The sequence below is a fragment of the Nannocystis sp. genome, assembly GCF_016714285.1.
GTDB lineage: Bacteria > Myxococcota_A > Polyangia > Nannocystales > Nannocystaceae > Nannocystis.
In genome coordinates this window covers 916,160-938,026 of record NZ_JADJNN010000001.1, presented here as the reverse complement: position 1 = coordinate 938,026, position 21,867 = coordinate 916,160, and the positions used below count along the sequence as shown (strand labels likewise).

The 21,867-nt window shown below is 72.1% G+C and carries 17 protein-coding genes and 1 tRNA gene; 11 read left to right on the top strand and 7 right to left on the bottom strand.

Features of this window, described 5'->3' with window-relative positions:
* Window positions 1-52 precede the first annotated feature (52 nt).
* The 8 genes from glgP to IPJ59_RS03725 all read left to right on the top strand — a co-directional run bounded on the left by glgP (window position 53) and on the right by IPJ59_RS03725 (window position 8,911).
* Window positions 53-1,768 carry an alpha-glucan family phosphorylase gene (gene glgP / locus IPJ59_RS03760; protein ID WP_293269780.1) on the top strand — a complete coding sequence of 572 codons (1,716 nt, stop codon included), beginning with the start codon at window positions 53-55 and terminating at the stop codon, window positions 1,766-1,768.
* Between the two features lie 72 nt (window positions 1,769-1,840).
* On the top strand, window positions 1,841-3,406 hold the full coding sequence (locus IPJ59_RS03755; RefSeq protein ID WP_293269779.1) for a carboxypeptidase-like regulatory domain-containing protein: 1,566 nt from the start codon (window positions 1,841-1,843) through the stop codon (window positions 3,404-3,406).
* Window positions 3,407-3,425: 19 nt separating this feature from the next.
* Window positions 3,426-4,172: a leucyl/phenylalanyl-tRNA--protein transferase gene (aat, locus tag IPJ59_RS03750; RefSeq protein WP_293252748.1), complete on the top strand. Its 747-nt coding sequence runs from the start codon at window positions 3,426-3,428 to the stop codon at window positions 4,170-4,172.
* 7 nt (window positions 4,173-4,179) lie between these two features.
* Window positions 4,180-5,484, top strand: a complete 1,305-nt coding sequence (locus tag IPJ59_RS03745) for a hypothetical protein (RefSeq protein WP_293252751.1) — start codon at window positions 4,180-4,182, stop codon at window positions 5,482-5,484.
* Entirely contained in the window at window positions 5,484-6,296 is an 813-nt protein-coding gene (locus tag IPJ59_RS03740; RefSeq protein WP_293252754.1) for a DUF4097 family beta strand repeat-containing protein, read from the top strand. Before IPJ59_RS03745 ends, IPJ59_RS03740 begins: the two co-directional genes overlap by 1 nt.
* Before the next feature lie 87 nt (window positions 6,297-6,383).
* Window positions 6,384-6,468 (top strand) — tRNA-Leu (locus IPJ59_RS03735).
* A gap of 74 nt (window positions 6,469-6,542) precedes the next feature.
* Window positions 6,543-7,196, top strand: a complete 654-nt coding sequence (locus tag IPJ59_RS03730) for a YqgE/AlgH family protein (protein WP_293252757.1) — start codon at window positions 6,543-6,545, stop codon at window positions 7,194-7,196.
* Window positions 7,197-7,372: 176 nt separating this feature from the next.
* The gene (locus IPJ59_RS03725; protein ID WP_293269778.1) at window positions 7,373-8,911 is read left to right on the top strand and encodes an MYXO-CTERM sorting domain-containing protein; all 1,539 of its coding nucleotides are present in this window, start codon (window positions 7,373-7,375) and stop codon (window positions 8,909-8,911) included.
* A 56-nt stretch (window positions 8,912-8,967) separates the two neighbouring features.
* Here IPJ59_RS03725 and tssD read toward each other — a convergent pair whose 3' ends face one another.
* The 5 genes from tssD to IPJ59_RS03700 form a co-directional block, all read right to left on the bottom strand.
* Window positions 8,968-9,495, bottom strand: a complete 528-nt coding sequence (gene tssD, locus IPJ59_RS03720; RefSeq protein WP_293269777.1) for a type VI secretion system tube protein TssD — start codon at window positions 9,493-9,495, stop codon at window positions 8,968-8,970.
* A 77-nt stretch (window positions 9,496-9,572) separates the two neighbouring features.
* On the bottom strand, window positions 9,573-10,964 hold the full coding sequence (locus IPJ59_RS03715) for a hypothetical protein (protein WP_293269776.1): 1,392 nt from the start codon (window positions 10,962-10,964) through the stop codon (window positions 9,573-9,575).
* A gap of 73 nt (window positions 10,965-11,037) precedes the next feature.
* Window positions 11,038-11,631 (bottom strand): hypothetical protein, encoded by a 594-nt coding sequence (locus IPJ59_RS03710; RefSeq protein ID WP_293269775.1) that lies wholly within the window; start codon window positions 11,629-11,631, stop codon window positions 11,038-11,040.
* 194 nt (window positions 11,632-11,825) lie between these two features.
* Complete coding sequence (locus IPJ59_RS03705) at window positions 11,826-16,115, bottom strand: serine/threonine-protein kinase (protein WP_293269774.1); 4,290 nt, start codon at window positions 16,113-16,115, stop codon at window positions 11,826-11,828.
* A gap of 165 nt (window positions 16,116-16,280) precedes the next feature.
* A complete protein-coding gene (locus IPJ59_RS03700; protein WP_293269773.1) occupies window positions 16,281-17,678 on the bottom strand; it encodes a Vgb family protein in 1,398 nt (465 codons plus the stop codon).
* A gap of 125 nt (window positions 17,679-17,803) precedes the next feature.
* On the opposite strand from IPJ59_RS03700, the gene IPJ59_RS03695 reads away from it, so the two are divergent.
* The 3 genes from IPJ59_RS03695 to IPJ59_RS03685 all read left to right on the top strand — a co-directional run bounded on the left by IPJ59_RS03695 (window position 17,804) and on the right by IPJ59_RS03685 (window position 20,519).
* Complete coding sequence (locus tag IPJ59_RS03695; protein ID WP_293269772.1) at window positions 17,804-18,616, top strand: hypothetical protein; 813 nt, start codon at window positions 17,804-17,806, stop codon at window positions 18,614-18,616.
* A 73-nt stretch (window positions 18,617-18,689) separates the two neighbouring features.
* Window positions 18,690-19,661, top strand: a complete 972-nt coding sequence (locus IPJ59_RS03690; RefSeq protein ID WP_293252785.1) for a hypothetical protein — start codon at window positions 18,690-18,692, stop codon at window positions 19,659-19,661.
* A 93-nt stretch (window positions 19,662-19,754) separates the two neighbouring features.
* Window positions 19,755-20,519, top strand: coding sequence for a hypothetical protein (locus IPJ59_RS03685; protein WP_293269771.1), 765 nt, complete (start codon window positions 19,755-19,757; stop codon window positions 20,517-20,519).
* A 78-nt stretch (window positions 20,520-20,597) separates the two neighbouring features.
* On the opposite strand, the gene IPJ59_RS03680 is transcribed toward IPJ59_RS03685, so the two are convergent.
* Window positions 20,598-20,984 carry a hypothetical protein gene (locus IPJ59_RS03680; protein ID WP_293269770.1) on the bottom strand — a complete coding sequence of 129 codons (387 nt, stop codon included), beginning with the start codon at window positions 20,982-20,984 and terminating at the stop codon, window positions 20,598-20,600.
* A complete protein-coding gene (locus IPJ59_RS03675; protein WP_293269769.1) occupies window positions 20,981-21,862 on the bottom strand; it encodes a hypothetical protein in 882 nt (293 codons plus the stop codon). The genes IPJ59_RS03680 and IPJ59_RS03675 overlap by 4 nt, the downstream gene beginning before the upstream one ends.
* Window positions 21,863-21,867: the final 5 nt, after the last annotated feature.

The following is a 21,867-nucleotide window of genomic DNA, read 5'->3' as shown; positions in this document are numbered from 1 at the left end:
CCGCGTTCAGCTTGACCGCGGCCGCGGCCGCGTCGCATCATCGCGCGCACTCATGACCGCGGCTCCGAAGGACCTGATCGCGTACTTCTCGATGGAGATCGCTCTTGCGAGCGAGATCCCAACCTACTCCGGCGGCCTCGGCGTGCTCGCGGGCGACACCCTGCGCAGCGCCGCCGACATGGGCCTGCCGATGGTCGGCGTGACCCTGCTGTACCGCAAGGGCTACTTCCGCCAGGTGCTCGACGCCCACGGCCATCAGACCGAGAAGGACGTCGTGTGGGCGCCGGAGCTGCACCTCGAGCGCCTGCACAACGAGGTCGTGATCCACATCCAGGGCCGCGACCTGCGGATCGGCGTGTGGCGCTACCGCGTCGCTGGCGTCGACGGTCACCACATCCCGGTGTACCTCCTCGACACGGACCTCGAGGGAAACTCGGCCGACGATCGTCGGATCTCGGATCACCTCTACGGCTTCGAGGAGCGCTACCGGCTCACGCAGGAGGCCGTACTCGGCATCGGCGGGCGCCAGATGCTCATCGCGCTCGGGCTCCAGCCGACCCGCTATCACATGAACGAGGGCCACTCGGCCCTGCTGGCGATCGACCTGCTCAAGGACATCTGGGAGCACACCAAGGACCCGACGCTCGCGGCCTGTCTGGCCCAGGTGCGGGCGGCCTGCGTGTTCACCACGCACACCCCGATCCCCGCCGGCCACGACCGCTTCCCGCGCGCGCTCGCCGAGGAGGTGTTCGGCGCCGAGGCGGTCGCGCGCGTGGCCGAGATCCCGCGCCTCCTCACCACCGAGCTCAACATGAGCATCCTCGGGCTCGAGCTCAGCGGCTTCGTCAACGGCGTGTCGATGCGCCACGCCGAGGTCTCGCGCGGCATGTTCCCCGGGCACGAGATCCACGCGGTCACCAACGGCGTGCACTCGGCGACCTGGACCGCACCGCCGATGCAGGCGGTGCTCGACCGCCACGTGCCCGCGTGGCGCCGCCACGGCCACGCCCTGCGCGCGGCCCAGAAGATCCCGACCGCCGAGATCGTCGCGGCCCACCGCGCCGCCAAGCAGTCGCTCATCGACGAGATCAACACCCTCGGTCCGCACCACTTCGAGGCCGACCGCTTCACCATCGGCTTCGCCCGCCGCGTCACCGGCTACAAGCGCATCATGCTGCTCCTGCGCGACGTCCGGCGCCTGCGTGAGATCGGCGGGCGCTGGGGCTCGCTGCAGATCGTGTTCTCCGGCAAGGCCCACCCCAAGGACCACGACGGCAAGCGCCTGATCGAGGCGGTGTTTCGCCAGCAGGAGGCGCTGCTCCCGTACGTGCGCCTGGTCTTCGTGCCGAGCTACGACATGCGCGTGGCCGGCAAGATCGTCGCCGGCGTCGACCTCTGGCTCAACACGCCGATGCCGCCGCTCGAGGCCTCGGGCACCAGCGGCATGAAGGCGGCCCACAACGGCGTGCCCAACTTCAGCGTGCGCGACGGCTGGTGGTGCGAGGGCTACGTGCAGGGCCACACCGGCTGGGTCATCGACGCGGCCCACAGCGGCGACCACGGGGCCGACGAGCAGGACGCCGACCGCCTGTACCGCGCGCTCGACGAGGAGATCCTGCCGCTGTACTTCAGCAACCAGGCCCGCTGGGGCGAGATGATGCGCGACTGCATCGCGTTCGCGGCGTCGTACTTCAACACCGAGCGCATGCTCGAGGAGTACGCCACCCGCGCCTACGGCCTCTCGGCCGCCGCGATCGCGCGCCGCTGACACGGCGTTGGCTGCGGTGCTGGCGAGGCGCCGCGCCCCGTCGCGCGCACGGGGCTGCTAAGGTCGGCGAGCGTGCGCTGGATCGTCGCCCCTGTGCTCCTCGCGGCCTGCGGAGCCGCGGCCAACGGAGCCACCGGGACGACCAGCGACACCGGCACGGTGAGCAGCAGCAGTGACGCGAGCACCAGCGCGGCACCGACGAGCGGCGTGGCGACGAGCGACGCGAGCACGACCACGAGCAGCACGAGCAGCGACGCCAGCACGAGCAGTACGAGCAGCACGAGCAGCGACGCCAGCACGAGCGCCGTGACGGCCACCAGCAGCGGGAGCAGCGGCGACAGCAGCACCGGCGCCCCGGCGATGACGCTGCGCATCAGCCCGCCCGACGCGCTCGTCACGGTCGCGAGCGGCTGGTCGTTCCCACAGCGCTTCGTCGCCGAGCTGGTCGACGCCGACATGAACGCCGTGCCGGTGCTCGCCGAGTGGACCCTGGCCGACCCGCCGCTCGGCGAGCTCACGCGCTTCGGCGGCAGCTTCCAGGCCGACAACACGGCCGCGGGCGTCGTGCAGATCACGGCGAAGCACGCCGGCGCCGAGGCCTTCGCGGAGGTGACGGTGGTGCAGCAGGGCGACCACCCGAGCTGCCCGCCGCTGCCGGCCCTCGGCGCCGGCCCGCCGACGCCCGGCGCCTTCGTCAAGGTCGTCGCGCCCGAGTACGCCGGCAAGGGTGTGTACCACGGGCTCTACCTGCCGCCGGACTGGGAGCCCGGTCGCAGCTACCCGGTGGTCGTCGAGTCGCCGTGCAACAAGACCAACGCGTTCACCGGCAAGGTCGACGACGCCCGCCTCGGCTACCACGTCGCCGGCTGTCGCAGCTACATCGTGGTGGTGTTTCCGTACATCCAGGCCGACGCCAACCTCGACTTCGGCTGGGGCGACGTCAACGCGGCCGTGGCCTACTGGGACCTGAACCTGCGCCGCACGCTCGCCGAGTTCGGCGGCGATCCGGGCGCCGTGATCAGCACCGGCTTCTCGCGCGGGTCGATCTCCACCAGCTACGTCGGCCTGTACAACGACCTCATCGCCGACCACTGGCTCGGCTTCTTCATGCACAGCCACGCCGACGTGGTGACGCCGCTGACGCCTGACCAGGGGGCCGCGTCGGCGACCCGGATGGGCCGCGTGAACGGCCGTGCGGCCCTGCTCTCGTGGGGCGCGGCGGGCGACGGCGGGATGGCCAACAGCCAGAAGGGCGTGGCCTTGCTCGCGTCCTTCGGCGATCCGGTGACGACGCTGGCGGTGCCGGGGGTGGGCCACACGGACGCCTGGATCATCGACGACGCGAGCACGCGGGCGACCGCGCAGGACTGGCTGTTCGCCACGGTCGCCGCGCGCACCGGGACGCATGTGATCCGCGGGCGGGTCACCGATCCGGACGGCTTCGGGGTGGCCGACGCCGCGATCGCGGTCGGCGGCTTTCATGTCACCCGCAGCGACGTCGACGGCTACTACGCGCTGCGCGGCCTGCTCCCCGGCGACAAGCTCGTCACCTGCACGCACCCGCAGCTCGCGTGCTCGGGCGACCAGGCGGTGGTGCTCGCGGACGTCGATCTCGAGATCGACTTCGACGCGTCCTGAGGCGAGACTGGCCCGCCTCATGCCGATCTACCTGCTGCCCGACGATCTCGCGGTGTTCCCCGATCCGCGGCGGGCCGAGCCGGACGGGCTGCTGGCGATCGGCGGCGGCCTCGAGCCGGCGCGGCTGTTGCTGGCCTACGCGCGCGGCATCTTCCCGTGGAACGCCGCCGACGAGCCGCGCATGTGGTTTTGCCCCGCGCCGCGCATGGTCGTGACCCTGCCCGGCGGTCTGCACGTGCCGCGGACGCTGCGCAAGCGCCAGCTGCGGGCCTGTCTGCGGATCACCCTCGACACCGACTTCGCGGCGGTCATCGCCGCCTGCGCCAGCGAGCCGCGGCCCGGACAGGATCGCACCTGGATCACGCCCGAGATCGGGGCGGCCTTCACCCGCTTGCACGGCCTCGGCCTGGCCCACAGCGTCGAGGTGTGGGACGGCGAGCTGCTGGTCGGCGGCCTCTACGGGCTGGCGATCGGGGCGGTGTTCTTCGGTGAGAGCATGTTCAGTCGCCAGCCCGGCGCCTCGAAGCTGGCCTTCGTGGCGCTGGTGCGGCAGCTCGAGCGCTGGCAGTTCCAGCTCGTCGACTGTCAGGTCGCCACGGAGCATCTGCGCGGCCTGGGTGGCCGCGAGCTCGAGCGGGAGGAGTTCCTCGCGGCGCTGGGGCGCGGGGTCCGGGCGCCTGGACGCCTCGGGCCCTGGCAACTCGATCCCGAAGCGGCCCACGAAGGCTTCACACCCCTGGACGCCGAGGCGCCACCCCGCCTATAACGGCCGGGTGCTGCGCTGTCTCCTGGTCGCCGCGCTGGCTGCTCCGCCGCCGACCACCACCCCCGCCGTCGGCCCCGCGCCGGTGGCGAGCCCTGCGAGCAGCCCGAGCACGCCACCGATCGCGCCGCCACCGGTCGTCGTCGACGCCTCGCAGCGCGGCGGCCTCGAGCTGGTGAGCACGCGGCCCGAGGCCGGCAGCGTGAGCGTGCGCGACAGCAAGGGTGCGCTGGTTGCGACCTTGCAGCTGCAAGCAGGCGGGCGGGCGCAGCTCGACCTGCCGCCCGGCGAGTACGCGATCGACGACACGGCGCGCGGTGGTCGGATCACGCTCTCGGTCGAGAAGGGTCGGCGCGCCCGCTTCGAGCTCACGCCCGCGGGCGCCCGCGGGAGCGCGGGCGAGCCGCTGGCGCCCGCGATGGCATCCGCGACGTCGGGACCCGAGGCTCCGCCGCCGCGGCGGTGGAAGCGGGTGGTCGCGCCGGTGCTGTCGGCGGTGGTCCCCGGTCTCGGGCAGATGATCAACCGCCAGCCCGGCAAGGGCGTCGGGATCTTGTTCGGCACGATCGCCCTGGCGCTCGGTGCCGGCCTCATGCAGCGCACGGGCGGCGGCACCGACGTGTCCACACGCGGGCTCGCCAGCGGCAGCTATGCGGGCGAGGCGATCGGCGCGGTCGGCTACGGCGTGCTGAGCGGCGGCCTGCAGATGCTCTACGCCTCGCAGATCATGGAGGCCTACGCGACCGCCTCGGGTCTGCGCGCCCCGGAGCCGCGCACGCGGCATCGCGTCGCGCTCGAGATGACGCGCATGGCGACGGTCGGTCAGCGCCCCGGCGATCCAGCGGCCGGCTTCTTCGCCGACTGGAGCCTCAGCGTGCTCGGCCAGGTCGCGCGGCGCTTCAGCGTCGGCGCCGGCGATCTCTCGGTCAAGCAGGGTCAGGGCTTCACGCGCACGACGCTGCAGGGCGGCCTGCGCCTGTCGTACCGCGTGCTCGAGCGCAGCCGGATGTGGCTCGGCGTCGCCGCTGGCGTGATCCTGCAGGGCAGCTTCGGGCGCTCGCCCACGCCGCTGGTGCCGGCCGGTGCGCAGGCGCCGGCGGGGCAGGGCAGCTTCGCCGCGATCCCCTACGCCCAGCTCGACCTGCGCTTCTTCATCCTCAGCCGCTGGTCGCTGAACCTGACGCCGCGGATCAGCGCCCCGCTGGGCGGTCCGCGCTTCTTCAGCGGGCCTGGCCCTGGCGGCCACGACGACCGCGCCGTGTCTCGCAACGCCCTCACCCTCGAGCTGGGCACCGGCGTGGGAGTGTACTTCTGATGCTGCGCCGCACCGCCACCGTGCTGTTCGTGCTGTCGGCGCTGTCGCTCGGCGCCTGCGTGTTCGGCTTCCGCGGCGAGGCCAACGTCGAGGCCAGCTATCCGCTCACGGACATCGACGTCGTGCGCATCCAGCTCGGGCCCACGCCGCTGACGGTGCTGGGCGACGAGCTGGCTCCCGGGCTCGAGCTCACCGGCGCGTGGCGATCGATCGGCGGCACCGCGCAGCTGGCGAAGGACCAGGCGCTCGGCTCGGCGATCGTGTGGGCCGTCGACCAGCGCTTCGCCGAGCTGCGGGCCGAGGTCCCGCTCAAGCTGCACGGCCAGGTCGACTTCGAGGTCGACGAGATCCGCCTGCCGCCGGACCGCGACCTCGAGCTGGTCACCGAGCTCGGCGACGTGTACGTGTTCGCGGTCACCGGCAACATCAGCGCCGACGTCGGGGTCGGCCACGTCGACATCGACGGCGGCGCGGGCGGGCTCGCGGTGCGCACCGGCGACGGCAACCTGCACCTGCGAACATCCGGCAACCTCGACGCCTACACCGGCAACGGCGGCGCCCAGATCTACCAGACCGGCGCCGGCGGCAACGACCTCGTGATCGAGGCCCGCCACGGCGACGTCGAGGTCGTGCTGCGCTCCGACGCCGACCTCGATCTGCGCCTCAGCGGCCGCGAGATCCGGGTCCACACGGGCACCGTGTCGAGCATCACCCGCGGTTCGTTCACGCGCGAGGTCGGGGGCGGCAGCGTCAAGGTCTGGGTCGACGCGCCCGCGGGCGACATCAGCGTGAGCCTCGACGACACGCCCTGATCCAGATCACCCGCGGGTCCGTTTCGTTCGGCCGATCCGGCCTCTTGCGAGGCCCGCGAGGCCCGTGCTAAGGAAGGGCGTCCGCTCGCCAGAGTGGCGAAATCGGTAGACGCGGCGGACTCAAAATCCGTTGAGCCAAAAACTCGTGTCGGTTCGAGTCCGACCTCTGGCACTTCGATACTCCCTGTAACTGGGCCGCAAACTGGGCCGCAAACCGGGCCGCAAACTGGGCTGCGAAATTTGGCGATGTCCGACGAGCGCGAAGCAGAGGGCGAGGAGCGCGTCGGCGGCTCGAGCCTCGCGCATCAACTGCTGTGCGCCGTGCCGCAGCTGCGCGACCCGAACTTCGTGCGCTCGGTGGTGCTGATGATCGACCACTCGCGCAAGGGCGCCTTCGGCCTGGTCGTCAACAACCCGTTGCCGACGACCATCGCCGAGATGGCCGGGGCGATCGGACTCAACTGGATGGGCCCGGACGATCGCCCGGTTCGCCTCGGCGGCCCGGTCGAGCCGACGCGGGGCTTCATCCTCCACGACCGTGTCGCCTGGGATCCGCTGGCCGAGGCGCTCACGCCGGAGCTGTTTCTCACCACCTCGCTCGACGCGGTCAAGGCCGGGGACCTCGAGACGCCGCGGCTCGGCGGCCACGGCTCCGAGGCGCTGGCGTTCCTCGGCTACGCCGGCTGGGGCGCGGGTCAGCTCGAGTCGGAGATGGCCGCTGGCAGCTGGATGGTCGTGCCGATGCGACCCGAGGGCAGGAGCGGCCCTGGCGTGACGCCGGCCTGGCTGTGGTCGACGGCGCCCGAGGCGATGTGGGCGGTGGCGCTGCGATCGGTCGGCATCGATCCGGCGTGGCTGGTCGGCGCGAGCCTCGGCAGCGGTAAGGCGCCGCAGGCGTAGGCCTCGGTTCACCTGGCCTTTGGGCCAGGTCCTGGACGCCGGCCACGGCGATCGCCAGCGGCGAGTGGGCGCCATGGGCCCGCCTGGACGCGGATTGCGTGTCTTCTTTGTTTTGTCACATTGAGGACCAACGAGAGTCCTGGACAGCCAGATCCATGGTTTGTACCGTGAGATCGATGCTGCATACCCTACCGTTCCTGCTGCCCGCGCTGCTGTCAATCGAGGTTGAGCCTGGGCAGGCAATCAGCGCGTCGGCGCCGTGGGCGGTGGCGCCGGAGGGCCCGCGCAGCTACCTCGAGCGGGTCTCGGGGCGGCGCATCGACCCGCGCACGGTGCCGCCGATCCGCGACGGCACCCTCGTGTTCGACGCCGAGAGCATGGCGGTCGAGATGCTGTCGGCGCTCGACATCCCGCCGGAGGCGGGCTTCGACTTCGACCCGACGCCGGGTGTCCTGTACGTGGCCATGGACGGGGTGCAGGTCACGCCGCTGTGCGGCGGGCCGCAGTCGGCCAACGCGGCGCTCAACTGCTCGCCGCTGGTCGACGGCGTCGTCAACTTCCCGCCGCTGGCCGGCGGCAACCCGCAGGTCAAGGCGTCGGTGTTCCAGAAGCTCGGCAACTACTACGCCCCCTTCAACCTGGTCCTGAGCACCAACCGCCCGCCGGACTGGCTGCCCTACACGATGTCGGTGGTCGGCGGCAGCTCGCAGCTGGCCGGCCAGGGCGGGGGCGTGTGCGGCATCGCCAACGTCGCCTGCGACGGCGCCAAGCGCAACCACGTGTCGCTGAGCTTCTCCGACTCGTGCCCCGGCGACGTGGCCGAGGTCGCGGCCCAGGAGACGGCGCACAACTGGGGCCTCGAGCACACCGACGTGCAGCAGGACCTGATGTACCCGTACGTCGCGGGCGGCTCGTCGTTTCGCGACCAGTGCATGGGCATCTCGCACGCGACCGGCTCCGGCGTCACCCAGTGCACCTACGTGCACGAGGCCTACTGTCCGGCCGGTCAGGGCGAGGAGCAGAACTCGCACGCCGAGCTGATGGGGGTGTTCGGCCCGCGCGATGCGGACACCGAGAAGCCGCAGATCCTGAGCGTGAGCCCGGCCGACGGGACCGAGCTGACCACCGCCGATACCGTGCTGCTGGTCGCCAACATCATGGACAACTCCAATTTCATCGGCGTCAACTGGACGTGGCTCGAGGGTCTGCCGCCGGACCTCGACGGGTATCGCCGCTGCACCAACGACGTCTGCGACGACGGCTACGGCGCCTGGAAGCCGCAGAGCGAGCCCTACGACTTCATCACCCTGAAGAAGCCGCCGGTCGGCACCTACAAGTTCAAGGTCGAGGCGATGGACGCCTACGGCAACCACGCCGCGCAGACGATCACGATCCGCGTGGTCGAGGCCGGGCCCGACACCAGCGACTCCGCGGCCGACAGCACCGGCGGCGGCAGCACCGGCGATCCGAGCGGGGGCGAGAGCGGCGGCGCGACAACCGGGGACGACAGCAGCACGCCGACCAGCGGGGGCAACAGCGGCATCACCGGCATCACGAGCAACAGCGGCGGCGACGACTCGAGCGGCGGCTCGGAGGCCGACGGCGACGACGGCTGCAACAGCTGCCGCGTCGACGCGCGGCCGGGACCGTGGGCGCTGCTGCTGCTCTTCGGGCTCGGCGCGGGCCGACGCCGCGGGTCGCGGCGCGGGGGTTGATGCTGCTCATCGGGCTCGGCGCGGGCCGACACCGCGGAGCGCCGCGCCGGGGTTGATCACGGGTTGGTGTCGGAGGCCGTGATGCCGCCGTCGTTCCAGGTCCACTCGATCTTCTCGTAGACGAACGAGACCTCCTCGAACTCGGCGTAGCGGACGGTGTCGGGGTTCTTGTTGTTGAGCATGCGGAAGTTGATCGCGGAGATCTTGGCCCCGGTCAGCTTGACGGTGTAGTGCTGCTTCTCGACGCCGACGCCCTGCTGGGCGTTGAGCTGCGGGGTCCAGAACTGCAGCTCGAACTCGAGGCTCTCGCCCGACGACGCGGCCTTGCGCAGCAGCGGGGTCGACTTGTCGAGCTCCTTGGTGATGATGAAGACGCCGTGCTGCTCCTTGCCGTCAGGCGGGGTCTTGATCAGGTGGTCGACGGCGATGACCATGATCTTGTCCTCGCGGCCCTTCTGGGTGACGCTGCCCTTGATCACGCCCTGCTTGGCGCCCTTGAGGGTGAGGTAGGCGTTGAGGGCCGCGTGGGCCTGGGAGCTGGCGAGGGCGACGGCGAGGGTGCAGGCGGCGAGCAACTTCTTCATGGCGGACGATCCTCCGCGCCGAGGGTCGCACGAGGGCGCCACGGAGGACGTAAAAAGCTGCGCCCGCGAGCGCGCCCCTAGAAATAGAGCCCGGCGCCGAGGTGACCGCTCCACACGTGGAACTGGACCGGGTGGACCTCGCCAATGCTGTAAGAGAGGCGCTGCTTGTCGGCCTCGCTCAGGTCGAAGCGCACCGCACCGCTGGCGCCGGTGCCGAAGGCGTAGCGGAACGCGACCCCGGTGACGAAGACGATGTCCTTGGCGCGCTCGGTCTTGCCGAGGGTGAAGGGGCGGCGCAGCTCGGCGCCGCCCGAGCCGCCGTAGTAGTCGATGTGGAACTGCGGGAAGTCGCTGATCGCGGTCTCGTTGGTGCGGTCGGTGAACAGGCCGAGTCCGACCACCACGGCCTCGTTGAGGCGGAGCCGGGCGCCGAGGCGGGCGTTGACGTTGTGGCGCAGGTCGACGCTGTTGTGCGGCAGGCGCAGGGCGGGGGTGTAGTCGGCCTCGGCGCTGATCCAGCCGCGGCCGCGCGAGAAGGCGTAGCCGAGGCCGAGCACGACCTGCATCGGGGCGATGCGGCCGCGGCGGGCCGCGCCGGGGTCGTCGTTGTAGTCGAACAGGGCGGCGGTGCCCTTGTCGGCGCGGACGATGGCGCCGGTGGTGAGCGAGTACTTGCGCGCGCGCTCGTAGGCGGCGATCCGCGGGGTGCGGACCACGAGGGCCACGGTCCAGCGGCGGGCGAACTCCCACTGCAGGCCGAACACCGCCTCGCCGGCGTAGGTGGAGCGCTTGAGGTCGATGTCGCCGACGATGAAATTCTGGCTGATCTGCTGCGGGCTCGGTCCGGCCTGCAGCCAGATCCGGCCCTCGTCGCGGCGCCACTCGTAGGTGAGGAACAGCGACATGCCGAGGCGCAGGCGCGGCGTGATCTGCCAGCCGACGGTCGGACCGAAGTGGTGCCGCGTGCTCCAGCCGTCGACCTGCACGCGCGCGCGGTAGTTGAGGCCGGACTGGTTGTGGTCGTCCTTGAGCACGCCGGTGTAGTCGTAGAAGTCGTAGTTGCTGGCGAAGTGGCCGGCGCCGATGGTGACGCCGCGGCCGATGTGGCGGGCGTACACGGTCGAGGTGGAGAGGATCAGCGGCTGGACGTTGGAGAGCTGGGCCGACTGGCTGTCGCCGCCCGGCAGGTCGACGCGGAAGGCGTTCGGGATCGTACGAAAGCGCAGCACCGCCATGGTGCTCGACATGTTGAACTGGACCCGCGTGTTGGCGCCGAGGCCGGCCGGGTTGTAGTAGGCCATACCGGTGTCGCGGCCCATCGCCGCCACTGCGCCGCCCGACATCGCCGCCTCGGAGCCCAGCGGGGTGAGCCACGGGTTGCTGGCGCCGGCGAGCGCGGGCCACAGCGCGCCGAGGGCCACCGCGGAGATGCGCGCGACATGTCTGTAGGGACAGGTCGCAAGGGCCATGCGCGCGACATGTCTGTAGGGACAGGTCGCAAGGGCCAGGCGTGCGAGCTGCCGCGGCATCGAGGGGGCGAGCTCAGCGGGCGCGCGCGACGAAGAAGTCGAAGGCCAGGTCGACCAGCGGCTGGTTCTTGTCGCTGAAGAAGTGCCAGGTGAGGGTGGCGGCGTTGGCGTGGTCGAGGCGGCGGAAGTAGAGGTAGCCGCGCATCTGGGTGCCGGGGGCGAGCACGCCCCACGGGAGCGCGAGGGCGTTGACGTCGCCGCCGTTCCACTCGAGGCGGCCGTAGTCGAGGTCGCGGCCGGGGTGGTAGCCGCGGTCGGTCTCGCCGCTGAGGACGAAGCTGCCGCCGGCGTCGAGCAGCTGGCGCCGGAAGCCGCGCTCGTCGCGGAGCTCGAGGTCGCCGGGGGCCAGGCGCACGGGCGTGCTGCCCATGTTGGCGACCAGGGCGTGGAGCACGGTGAGCTCGCTGTCGAGGTTCGCCGGGCTGCCGTCCCAGGCGCCGCTGGTGAGGACGATCGAGAGGCCCGTCTGCGGATCGCGGGCGACCATGCGGCGGCTGCCGTCGGCGGCCGCGAGCTCGCCCTGAGGCAGACACGCGGTCGTCAGCGCGAGCGGGACGCCGCCGAGGACGAGCACCAGCATGCGAGCGACGAGGGCGAGGCGTGACACGGCCGCCAGCATACCCGGTTTGCCCGCAGACAGCCCGGGGGCGCAGTGCGGCGCCGGACGCTGGAGCGAGCGAGGGGTCGCTCGCGGGCGGGGCAGGGGGCGTACGCGGGCGGCGCCTCTCAGGGCGCTGGCTCGCTGTTCCTCGCCGACCATGCCTCCCGCTCTGGGGCCGCGTGGCGCGTCGTGCGAGCGCCTCAGGGCGCTGGCCCGGCGTCGGCGAGGATCGCCTGGACGCGCGGCTGGGCGAGGTAACCGCGGCGCAGCTCGGGGTCGCGGAGGTCGGCGAGGCGGGCGCTCACGCGGGCGGCGGCCTCGGTCAGGAGCTCGCTGCGACCCGTAAGCCGGCCGAGGTGGTGGATCGAGAGGACGCCGTCGAGCGGAGCGGCGCCGGCGTGGACCAGGGCGACGGCCTCGTCCTCGAGGGCGATGGCCCGGCGGGCGTCACCCTCGGCCTCGGCGAGCCGCGAGAGCACGTGCAGGGCCCGGGTCTGGGCGCTGCGCAGGCCGTGCTCGCGGCCGCGGGCGAGCACCTGCTCGGCGAGGCTGCGGGCCTCGCCGGGGTCGCCGACGTCGAGCATGCAGCGGGCCAGGCGAGCGCGTGCCCGCAGCTCGGTGCGCAGGTCGCCGCGGTCGGCGGCCATGCTCGCGGCCTGCTCGAGCAGCGAACGGGCGGCGGCGAGGTCGTCGCGGCCGGCCGCGAGCTCGGCCGAGATTTCGCCGAGGTGGAGCACGACCTCGGTGAGCAGTCCGGGGTGACCGGTGGCGACGTGCAGCTCGAGGGCCTTGCGCAGGTGGCGTTCGGCGCGGCGGTACACGCCGATCGCGGTGTAGGCGATGCCGAGGTTGGCGAGCTTGATCCCGGTGGCCGCGCGGTCGCCGAGGTCGCGGTCGATCTGCAGGGCGGCCTGGAAGTGGTCGACGGCCTCCTGGTAGCGGGCGTTTAGACCGACGACCTCGCCGAGGCTGTTCTGCGCCTCGGCCTCGGCCCGCCGGTGACCCGCGGCGCGGGCCAGCGCGAGCGTGGCCTCGAAGCTGGCGCCGGCCTCGGCGAGGCGGCCGCGCGCGAGCTGGACCCGGCCGATGCCGGCGTGCAGGCGGCAGCGCTGGAGCACGCCGCGGGGGCCCGGCGGACAGTGCTCGAGGGCGGCGCGGGCGAGGGCCTCGGCCTCCTCGAGGCGCCCGAGGCGGGTCATCAGCTCGCAGCCGAGTTCACCGAGTTCGGCGCGGCGCGGCGCGGCGGACTCGTGCAGCGGCAGGGCCTCGGTCTCGTGGGCGACGCGGGGGTAGAGCTGCTCGGCGCGCTGGATCCGGCCGCACTCGAGATAGAAGCGGAGGAGGCGACCGAGGGCCACGACCTCGCGCTCGGGGCTGTGGCGGGCGGCCTGCAGGATCTGGCGGATGTCGGCGCCCTGGGCCCGGCGCTGACCCCAGACCTGAAGGATCGCCTCGCGCGCGAGCAGGGCCTCCCAGTGGCGCGGGTCGGGGCGCGGGTCGGGGCGCGGGTCGTTGCCGCCGATCGCCCGCAGCGCGAGCGACCAGTAGTAATAGGCCTCGACGTTGCCGGCGACGTCGCGGGCGGCCCGGGCGGCGCGCATGGCCGGGTCGATCGCCTCGGCGGGCGCGCCGGCGAGGACGAGGTGATCGGCGATCGGGCCGTCGTCGCGGCCGGGGCGGTAGTCGGGGCGGGCGAGCTTGATCGCGGCGGCCTCGCGGTGCAGCGCCTCGGCGGCGGCCGGGGCGAGGCTCTGCTTGACGACCTCGTGCTGGCTGACCGTGGCGAAGCGCGTGCTCGGCGAGCGGGCGCCGGGCACCGCGATGAACATGCCGAGCTCGACGAGGCTGGCGAGGGTTCGATCGAGCGTCGCGGGCTCGCTGCCGGCGAGGGTGGCGAGCTCGTCGACGCGGAAGCTCTGGCCGAGCACGGCGGCGGCGTCGACGATGGCCCGCTGTTCGGGCGCGAGGGCGTCGAGGCGGGCGCGCAGGGCCGCCTCGATGCTGGGCGGGAGTTCGATGCTGGGGTTGCGCTGGCGCAGCTGCAGCTGGCGGCCGCTGGGGTTCCAGCCGACGATGCCGCGGCGCAGCAGATCGGCGAGGGTCTCCTCGATGAACAGCGGGTGGCCGCCGGTGCGCGCGAGGATCGCGGCGGCGATCGGCTCGGCGTCCTCGGGGTCCTCGAAGCGGCGCAGGACCAGCTCGCGGCGGGCCTGCTCGTCGAGCTCGCGCAGCTCGACGGTGTGGACGCCCGCGACGGCGCGGGTGGCCTCGGCGCGCGGGCCCGGGCGGGCGGTGCACAGGCCGAGCAGCGGCAGGCCGTGCGGGCGGTGCAGCCACTCGAGCAGGAGGGTGTGGCTGTGCTCGTCGAGGAAGTGGAGGTTGTCGAGGACGATGAGCACCGGGCGACGCTGGGCCAGCGCGTGGATCAGGCGGCGGACCAGCTGCCACAGGCGATCGCGGCGCTCGAGCGGGTCGAGCTCGCCGTGCCCCATCCCCGCGGCGGTGATGCTGTCCGGGTCGAGGGCGGCGGCGAGGCCCGGGGCCAGCGACGCGGCGCCGGCGACCTCGAGGCTCTGCAGCTGGGCCTCGAGCTCGTGCGCGGTGGCCCCGCGCGGGGCGGCGAAGAAGTCGCGCAGGAGCTCGAGGAACACGCCGAGCGGGACGTTGCGCCGCCGCCACTGCCCGCTGCCGCGGAGCACGAAGCAAGCGCCGCGCGGGAGGCTGGCGACGAAGCGGTCGACGAGGGCGCGCTTGCCGATGCCGGCGCCGCCGACGACCAGCAGGGCGCGCGAGCTGCGGGTCCGGATCGCCTCGGCGAAGGCGTCGCGCAGGGCCTTCTGCTCGAGCTCGCGACCGACCAGCGCGCCGCGGCCGGTCGCGGCCGGCATGCGCTCGTCGGCGCCGGCCGGGCCGAGCAGCGGGGCGGCCTGCTCGAGCGCACCACCTGTCTCCAGGGACATGTCCCGAAGGCCGGTTCGGATACGATCGAGGGCGAAGGCGACGGGCGGGCCGATGCGCCAGCCGCGAGCCAGGCGCGGGCTGAGGTCGCCGCTCAGCATGATGGGGCCGTCGATGCTGCGGCTGGCGACCAGCTGCAGGTGGCGGGCGACCTCGTGGGGGATGTCGACGCGCCCGGGGCTGCCGCGCAGCAGCGGCAGCGGCAGGCCCGCGAGGGCGACGCCGATGCCGTGGCCCGGGGCGGCCTCGCCGACGGCCTCGCGCAGGGCCAGGGCGACGCGCAGCGCGGCCTCGTCGCTGTCACCGGTGTCGAGCAGGGTGCCGAAGGCGAGGAGGATGCCGTCGGCGTCGAGCTGGTGGACCTGGGCGTCGCGCTTGTAGGCGATGTCGCGGGCCAGCGCGAGCAGGCGGGTCGGCGGCGGCGGGGTCTCGCCGGTGAGCGCGGGCACCAGCGCCGCCTTGAGCAGGACGACGCGCAGCGACTCTTCGCGGGCGAGCGGGACGACCTGCGACAGCTCGCTGCCCTCGATCTCGCGGGTCAGGTCGTCGTGGCTCGGCGGGCTGCTCGGGGTGGCGCCGGCGAAGCGGGCGACGAAGGCGCTCAGGACCTCGTCGTCGACGACCGGATCGGCGCGGTGGAGGAAGGCGGCGAGCGCCGACTGCATGGCGCGGGCGGTGTCCCAGCGATCGTCGGGCTCGCGGGCGAGGGCCCGGTCGACGACCGCGGCGAGGGCCTCGGGGAGCTCCGGGACGAGCGAGCGGAGCGGGGCGAGCGGGCGGGTGCGGACCTGCTCGAGCGCGACCAGGCGGTCGCGGTGGCGAAACACCAGCTCGCCCGAGAGCATCTCGTAGAGCACCACGCCGAGCGAGTAGATGTCGGAGCGCTGATCGAGCGGGCCGCCGATCGCCTGCTCGGGCGACATGTACGCGATCTTGCCCTGGATGGTGACGTCGGTGTGCTCGTCGTCGGTGTGCGTGCGGGTGACGGCGTCCTGACGGGCCCGCGCGGCGGTGCGGGCGATGCCGAAGTCGAGGATCTTCACCGTGCCGGCGTGGCTGAGCATGATGTTGTGCGGGCTGATGTCGCGGTGGACGATGCCGATCGGCGCGCCGAAGTCGTCGCGGCGCAGGTGCGCGTGGGCCAGGCCGGCCGCGACCTGGTGCGCGATGTAGCCGGCGATCACGACCGGGATCCGCTCGTCGCGGGCGTGCACGCGGTGCATCAGGCCCATGAGGTCGACGCCCTCGATCAGCTCCATCGCCAGGTAGAAGCTGCCGTGGACCTGGCCGAAGTCGAAGACCTGGACGATGTTGGCGTGGTTCAGGCCGAGGGCGATCTTCGCCTCGTCGACGAACATGCGCGTGAACTCGGGCTGGTCGGCGAGCTCCTTGCGGATCTTCTTGATGACGACGCGCTTGCTCAGGCCCTCGGCGACGGTCACCTGGGCGAGGTACACCTCGGCCATCCCGCCCTCGCCGATGCGCTGGGTCAGGGTGTAGCGGCCGAACGCGTGGGGGAGGGCGAGGGGCACCTAAGGGCGAGGAGCTTACCCCGATGCGCCGCTGGGGACGTCAGACGGCGCGGTCGGCGGGGTGAGTCTCGTCCACAAGCGGGCCGGAAACTGTGGGCCAGCTTGCGAAGATTTCTCGGCGCCCTGCCTGCGGCGAGGCGCTTGAGTTCGTGACGGCAGTCGGCGTCAGCCCGGCGGATTGACGACGAGGTCGAGGCCGGCGCCGGTCATGTCGCTGTAGGTGTAGGGGCCGACCAGGCCGTTGACGGTGAGCGCGAGGGTCGGGCCGTCGGGCTGGATCTTGAAGGCCGCGTTGGCGCTCTGATCGACGACCCACACGAAGCCCTCGACGTCGATCGAGACGCCGACCGGCTGGGCGCAGCCCGGGATGGCGAAGGAGGTGAGCACGTTGCCGCTGACGGCGTCGATCTTGTGCACGCCGCAGGGGCCGTCCTCGGCGATCCACACGTGGCCGGCCTTGTCGACCTGGAGGCCGCGCATGCTGCTGCCGACGTTGAAGCTCTGCCAGCTCTGGGTCTGGACGCTGAAGTGGTGGTACTGGCTGCTGCCGGCGGCCCAGGGGTCGCCGTTCTTGTCGACCGCGAAGCCGTAGACGAAGGCGCCGGGCGGGGTCGGCCACTGGTCGACCTGCAGGGTGTCGTGGTGGATCCGGATCAGCGGGCCGGTGTTCCAGCCGAGGACCCAGAAGTCGCCCTCCTTGTTGACGGCGCCGCCGTAGGGGCCGTAGGTCTGGCCCGACCACGGGCTCACGTCGACCATGTCGAGGGTGGCGCCGGTCTTGCCGTCGAGGCGGAAGAAGTGGCCGGTGTTGGCGACCTGATCGTAGTGGCCGACCCACACGCGATCGGAGGAGCCGGTGCAGGTCTTTTCGTCGTAGAAGCCCTCCCACGCGACCGGACGCGGGCCACGGACGCCGTTCGAGGGCAGCGGGTGGTGCCACAGCACGCACTCGTCGCTGCCCCACGGGAGCACGTTGCCGGGGCCGTTGGAGGTGTCGATCATGCCGTTGGCGTTGAGGTCGACGCAGTCCTTCTGCTGGGCCGCGACCTTCATGATGCCGCCGTTGCGATCGACCACCGCGGCGTCGCCGAGCAGGTTGACCGAGGTGCGCGACGGGTCGGGCGTGCCCGGCCCAGCCCGGTAGCGGCCCTCCTCGACACCGGTGAAGGTGTTGACCTTCGAGACCGTGCCCTCGGGCGAGTTGGAGATCCAGATGTTGCTAAACTTCGGCTTGCCGTCGCCGTCGCCGCAGCCGCCCATGCCCGCGTCGGGGGTGACGCCGAGGTCGAACTTGGGGCCGTCACCGCTGCTCGCGCTGACCTCACTGGTCGGCGCGCTGGTGCCGGTCTGCGAGGCGCTGTCGCTGCCGCTGTCGCTCGAGGTCGGGGGCGTGTCGGTGGCGCTGGCGGAGGCGGTCGCGGTGATGCTGGCGGAGGCGGTGATCGAGGCCGAGGTGGGGCCGGGACTCGTGGTCGCGGAGTCGGTCGCGCTGTCGCTGCCGGAGTCTCCGCAAGCGCTGAGGGCGAGGGCGAGGAGCATGCTGCGGCGCGGGGAGTACGACATCGCTATGACCACAACACGCGGGGGGATTCGCGGCAATGCGCGGGGATGTGCGGGTCATCACTCGCCTGCGGGGGCGGACCTGGGGCAGCGCGTATGGTACCCAGGCGCGCCAAGAAGGGATTCACATGTCCGCCGATTTCGCTGCCGATCAGAACGCCTGGGGCGTGGTGCCCGCACCGCTCGCCCCAACCGAGGGCGCACCGCCGTATGCCGATGCCAATGAGGCAATTCAGCAAGTCCTCGAGGCCGTCAAGCGCAACCTCCCCGCCGTGTTCGCGCCGCCGAAGAAGAAGGCAAAGAAGGGCCTCGCGTTCGTGCTCCCGTGGGGAACAATGGCGCTGGTCATCGAGAAGACCAAGGTTGGTCGCGAAAGATGGGAGAAAGCTGGTGTGCAGCTCGACGTCTCGCTCACCGCCCGCGTGCCCGCGGTGGAGAAGCTCGTCGGGGTCGAAGGCGACGAGGCGCGACCGCTGCTCAAGGGAGGTATGCTCGCGCCCGGCCGTGGACCGCAATATTGGCAGCTCGAGACCTTCGGGGTCGAAGGCATGGCGTACGTCATTGCGCGCGTGCTGAACGGATATCACGAGCTCGTCACCGCCGGCCCCGCCGTGGTCGGCGCGCTGTTTGCCGCGCAGGAGAAGCTCGCGGCGCACCCGGCCATCGAGCCCTGGTATACGAAGGTCCCGACGCTCTTCGACGCGCAGACCAACGAGCGCGACTGCCGGCCCTCGACGCGGCTCGGTACCCTCGATCTCGCGGCCGCAGCCTGCTTCGCCGCGGCCGAGGACAAGGCAGCCGCCCGCGCCTGCCTCGATGCGTTCCGGGCAGGCAAGTACAACCAGGACCTGCGCGGCGCCGAGGCCAACTCGATCATGTTCGAGCTGACAGGCAACCAGCGGGCCGATGCCCTCGACGCCATCGCGGCCGTCGTCAACTAGCGAACACGAATAGCGCTCGCAGCCCGTCGCGCCGGCGCCGTCGACGAGCGCTGTGCTGTCCCACGAGCAGGAGATGGCGCGCGACCTCGAGCAAATGATGGCGCAGGATCTGGGACCGGTGCCCGCGGTCACGCCGGGGTTTCCGGCGCGGCTCGATGATGCCGCGCTGGCCACAATGGTCGAGCTGCGGGAGGGTTTCGCGTTCTCAGCGTTCTTCTCGGAGCGCGAGTGGTCGCAGGCCTTCAACGATCTGATGGAACACCAGCGCATGCCGCGGACGCACCACGCGGCCACGCCGCTCGGGCGGCTCGAGCGTGAGGTCGACGCACATTACCTGCGCTGGTCGTTACATACGCAGGAGTCGGCTGCGACCCTGCTGGCGCTGCTGAATGCGGCCGAGGCGGCGTTGTTATACGACTGGGAGATCGCCGCTCATGTGTGGACGCATGCGCGCGAGCTGGAGCCCGCGCCGGTGGCAGTGTTGGAGGGACTCGATCATTACTTTCGCGTCATCCGTGCCCTGCACATCGGCGCGGCCATCACGGGTCCAGTGATGAGAGACAAAAAGACCGGCGTGATCGAGGTACCGCCCGGGCTCGCCGCCGCCGCCGCCCACGGCTTCCCGGACGCAGATGCCGGTAGTTTCGACAGCGAGGGCGCCCTGGCGCTGAGCGTCCTTCGTGGTCGCGTGGTGCTCCTGCATCGCGGCGTCGAACAGGTGGTGACGGCAGGGGAGGAGTTCTTCCTGCGACGCCTCGACGTGGTGCGTGTGCCGGCCGCGGCGACGCTCGGCCACAGCGTGCTGGGGGAGATCGAGGTGGCGGCAGGCTCGGAGATCACCGCGGGGAACGCGTCCAGGCTGCTGCTGCCGGGCCAGCGTGAGCTCGTCGCGCAGCTGGTCGCGGCGATGCGGGGCCCTGGCAGCGACGCGTATAGGTCGGTCGAGGCGATGTTGCCGTTCGCATATCCGCGGATCCGTGCGAATTATATGGATTACCCCGGGGAGTCGAGTCGAATGATGATGCTCAAGTTCGACGGCGAGTAAGCTGGACCCCTCGATAACTTCCCACCTGATACCGCTGAACGCGGGACCGCGATACTCGGCCCCGAGGCGAGCGCGATCGTGTAGGTTCGCGTCGTGCGCCGCTTCGCTTCATCCATCATCCTCGCGCTCCTCGCGTTCCTCGCGGGGGCGGCCGCGTCATGCTCGAACGACGACGGCGCTCGCTCCGAGACCGCCGCCGCCGGCTGCACGCCAGGCCAGCAAGTGAGCTGTGCGTGCCCGGGGGGTGGCATGGGCGGCGTGCAGGTCTGCAACCCGGACGGCATCGGCTTCGGCGTCTGCATGGCCTGCATGGATGGCAGCAGCGGGGGCACGTCATCCGGCGTCGACAGCGAGGTTACCAACGTCACGACGAGCACGACGTCGATGGGCAGCAGCGGGACGGTGACCGACGACGGCGTGGTCACGAGCCCGACTGGCGGCTCCGAAGCCAGCGCCGGCTCGGATAGCAGCACTGGCGCCGAAACCAGCGCCGCCGCCTTCGCCTGGGTCTGGGTGGACCACGGAGGCCCGGCCTTTCAACCGTCCCCGTGCGCGGCGATGGCGGGGGTCGCCGATGGCCTGCTCGTCGATCCGCAGGCGTTCTTCACGGCGCTCGTCGCGGGCAAAGATCCGGACGACTGGGACCCCGTCTTGAACGCGATCGAGCCGGTTCTCTGGGCCTGCGCGGTCGGCCAGCAACGCGACTCCGGCGGCGTCGTGCGTGGACGCCTGTTCCTGCCGACCGCGGAGTGTCCCGACGCGTCACCGCCACCGGACGATCCCAAGGCGATACACCTCGGCGTCCGTCAGGAGGAAGCGTGTTGGGCTCACTTCGTCGACGTCGTCAGTGAACTATAGGTCTGCGTCCAGCTCCCACGGATCGATGGTGGCGCCCACCCGCCCGCGGGGTGCAGCGGCCAGGGCCGCGGTGAGCGTTCAGCCCCGCTTGAAGACCGGGTCGCCGTAGCCGTCGCCCTGGTCGGTGCAGGTCAGGGTGTCGTCGGCGAGCTCGCAGCGCATCTGGGCGCCGGCGATGTCCTTGCCGGGGACGACCTCGATGCTGTAGCTCGCGCCGCCGTCGGGCTTGACCTTCACGGTGGTGTGATAGTCGTACTCGTACATTGTGTACACCTCGAGGGTGTAATCGAAGTCGCCGCCGAGCTCGGCGTCGATGACCATGCTCATCGTGAGTCCGTCGGGCTTGGGCTGGCCCGCGAGCTTGTCGAGGTTCCAGTGGCCGACGATCGGGTCCTCGTGGTGGCAGGCGGCGCCGAGCTGGAGGCCGAGCAGGGCGAGCGCGGGGATCGGGAGGCGAGTCGTCACAGCCGCACGATACGTGGCGGGCGCTCGATGTGGAAGTCGGGGCGGGGGTCGTGTGGTTCGCGCAGCCAGGCGGGCAGCGAGCGCAGGCCGCGGGCGAGCGGGGCGAGCCGGTGGTCGAGGGCGGCGTGGAGCTGGCGCAGGTTGGCGGGGCGCGTGAAGGTGGGGGCGAACTCGGCGGGGTCGGGGAGGTCGCGCCAGATGGCCTGACAGAAGCCGATGAGGTCGTTCTCGTAGAAGCGGGCGAGCGGCTGGGGGGCGAGCCAGGCGCGACCCAGGAGCTCGCGGGCGCGGGCGCCGAGGGCCGCGATCTGGGCCCGGGGGACCAGGTGCAGGCAGAGGGCGTGCTTGCTCAGGTCGTGCTGCACGCCGTGGAGGTGGTAGCGCAGGTGCTCGGTCCACGTGGCCGGGGCGAGGCGGGCGAGCGCAACGGCGCGGCGGTAGAAGCCGGGGCTGCCGACCGCGATCGGGACGGCGCCGGCGGCCTGGCGCGAGAGCCATGTCCTTTTGGACATGTAGATGGTGTGGACGCGGTGGTACTCGGGGGTGAAGCCGTCGTCGCCGTCGAGGCCGAGGGCGCGCAGGCGCGGGCGGAAGCTCAGCGGGGTGGGCACGGTGGCGAGGTAGCCCTGCGCGTCCCAGGCGTAGCCGAGGGCCTGCAGGTGGGCGCGCACGCGGGGGTGGCTGCCGTAGAGGTCGACGCGGGCGATGCTGGCGGCGTGGGCCGGGCTGTGGTCGCTGGTGAAGCGGAGGACCGGGCCCATGGTGTCGCGTGCGAAGATCGGGGCGACGCCCAGGAGGGCGGCGCAGGCGGCCTGCCAGGGGGCGAGCAGCGCCCGCTCGAGCTCGAGCTCGACGACCGGAGGGGGCGCGGCGGTCATGATCG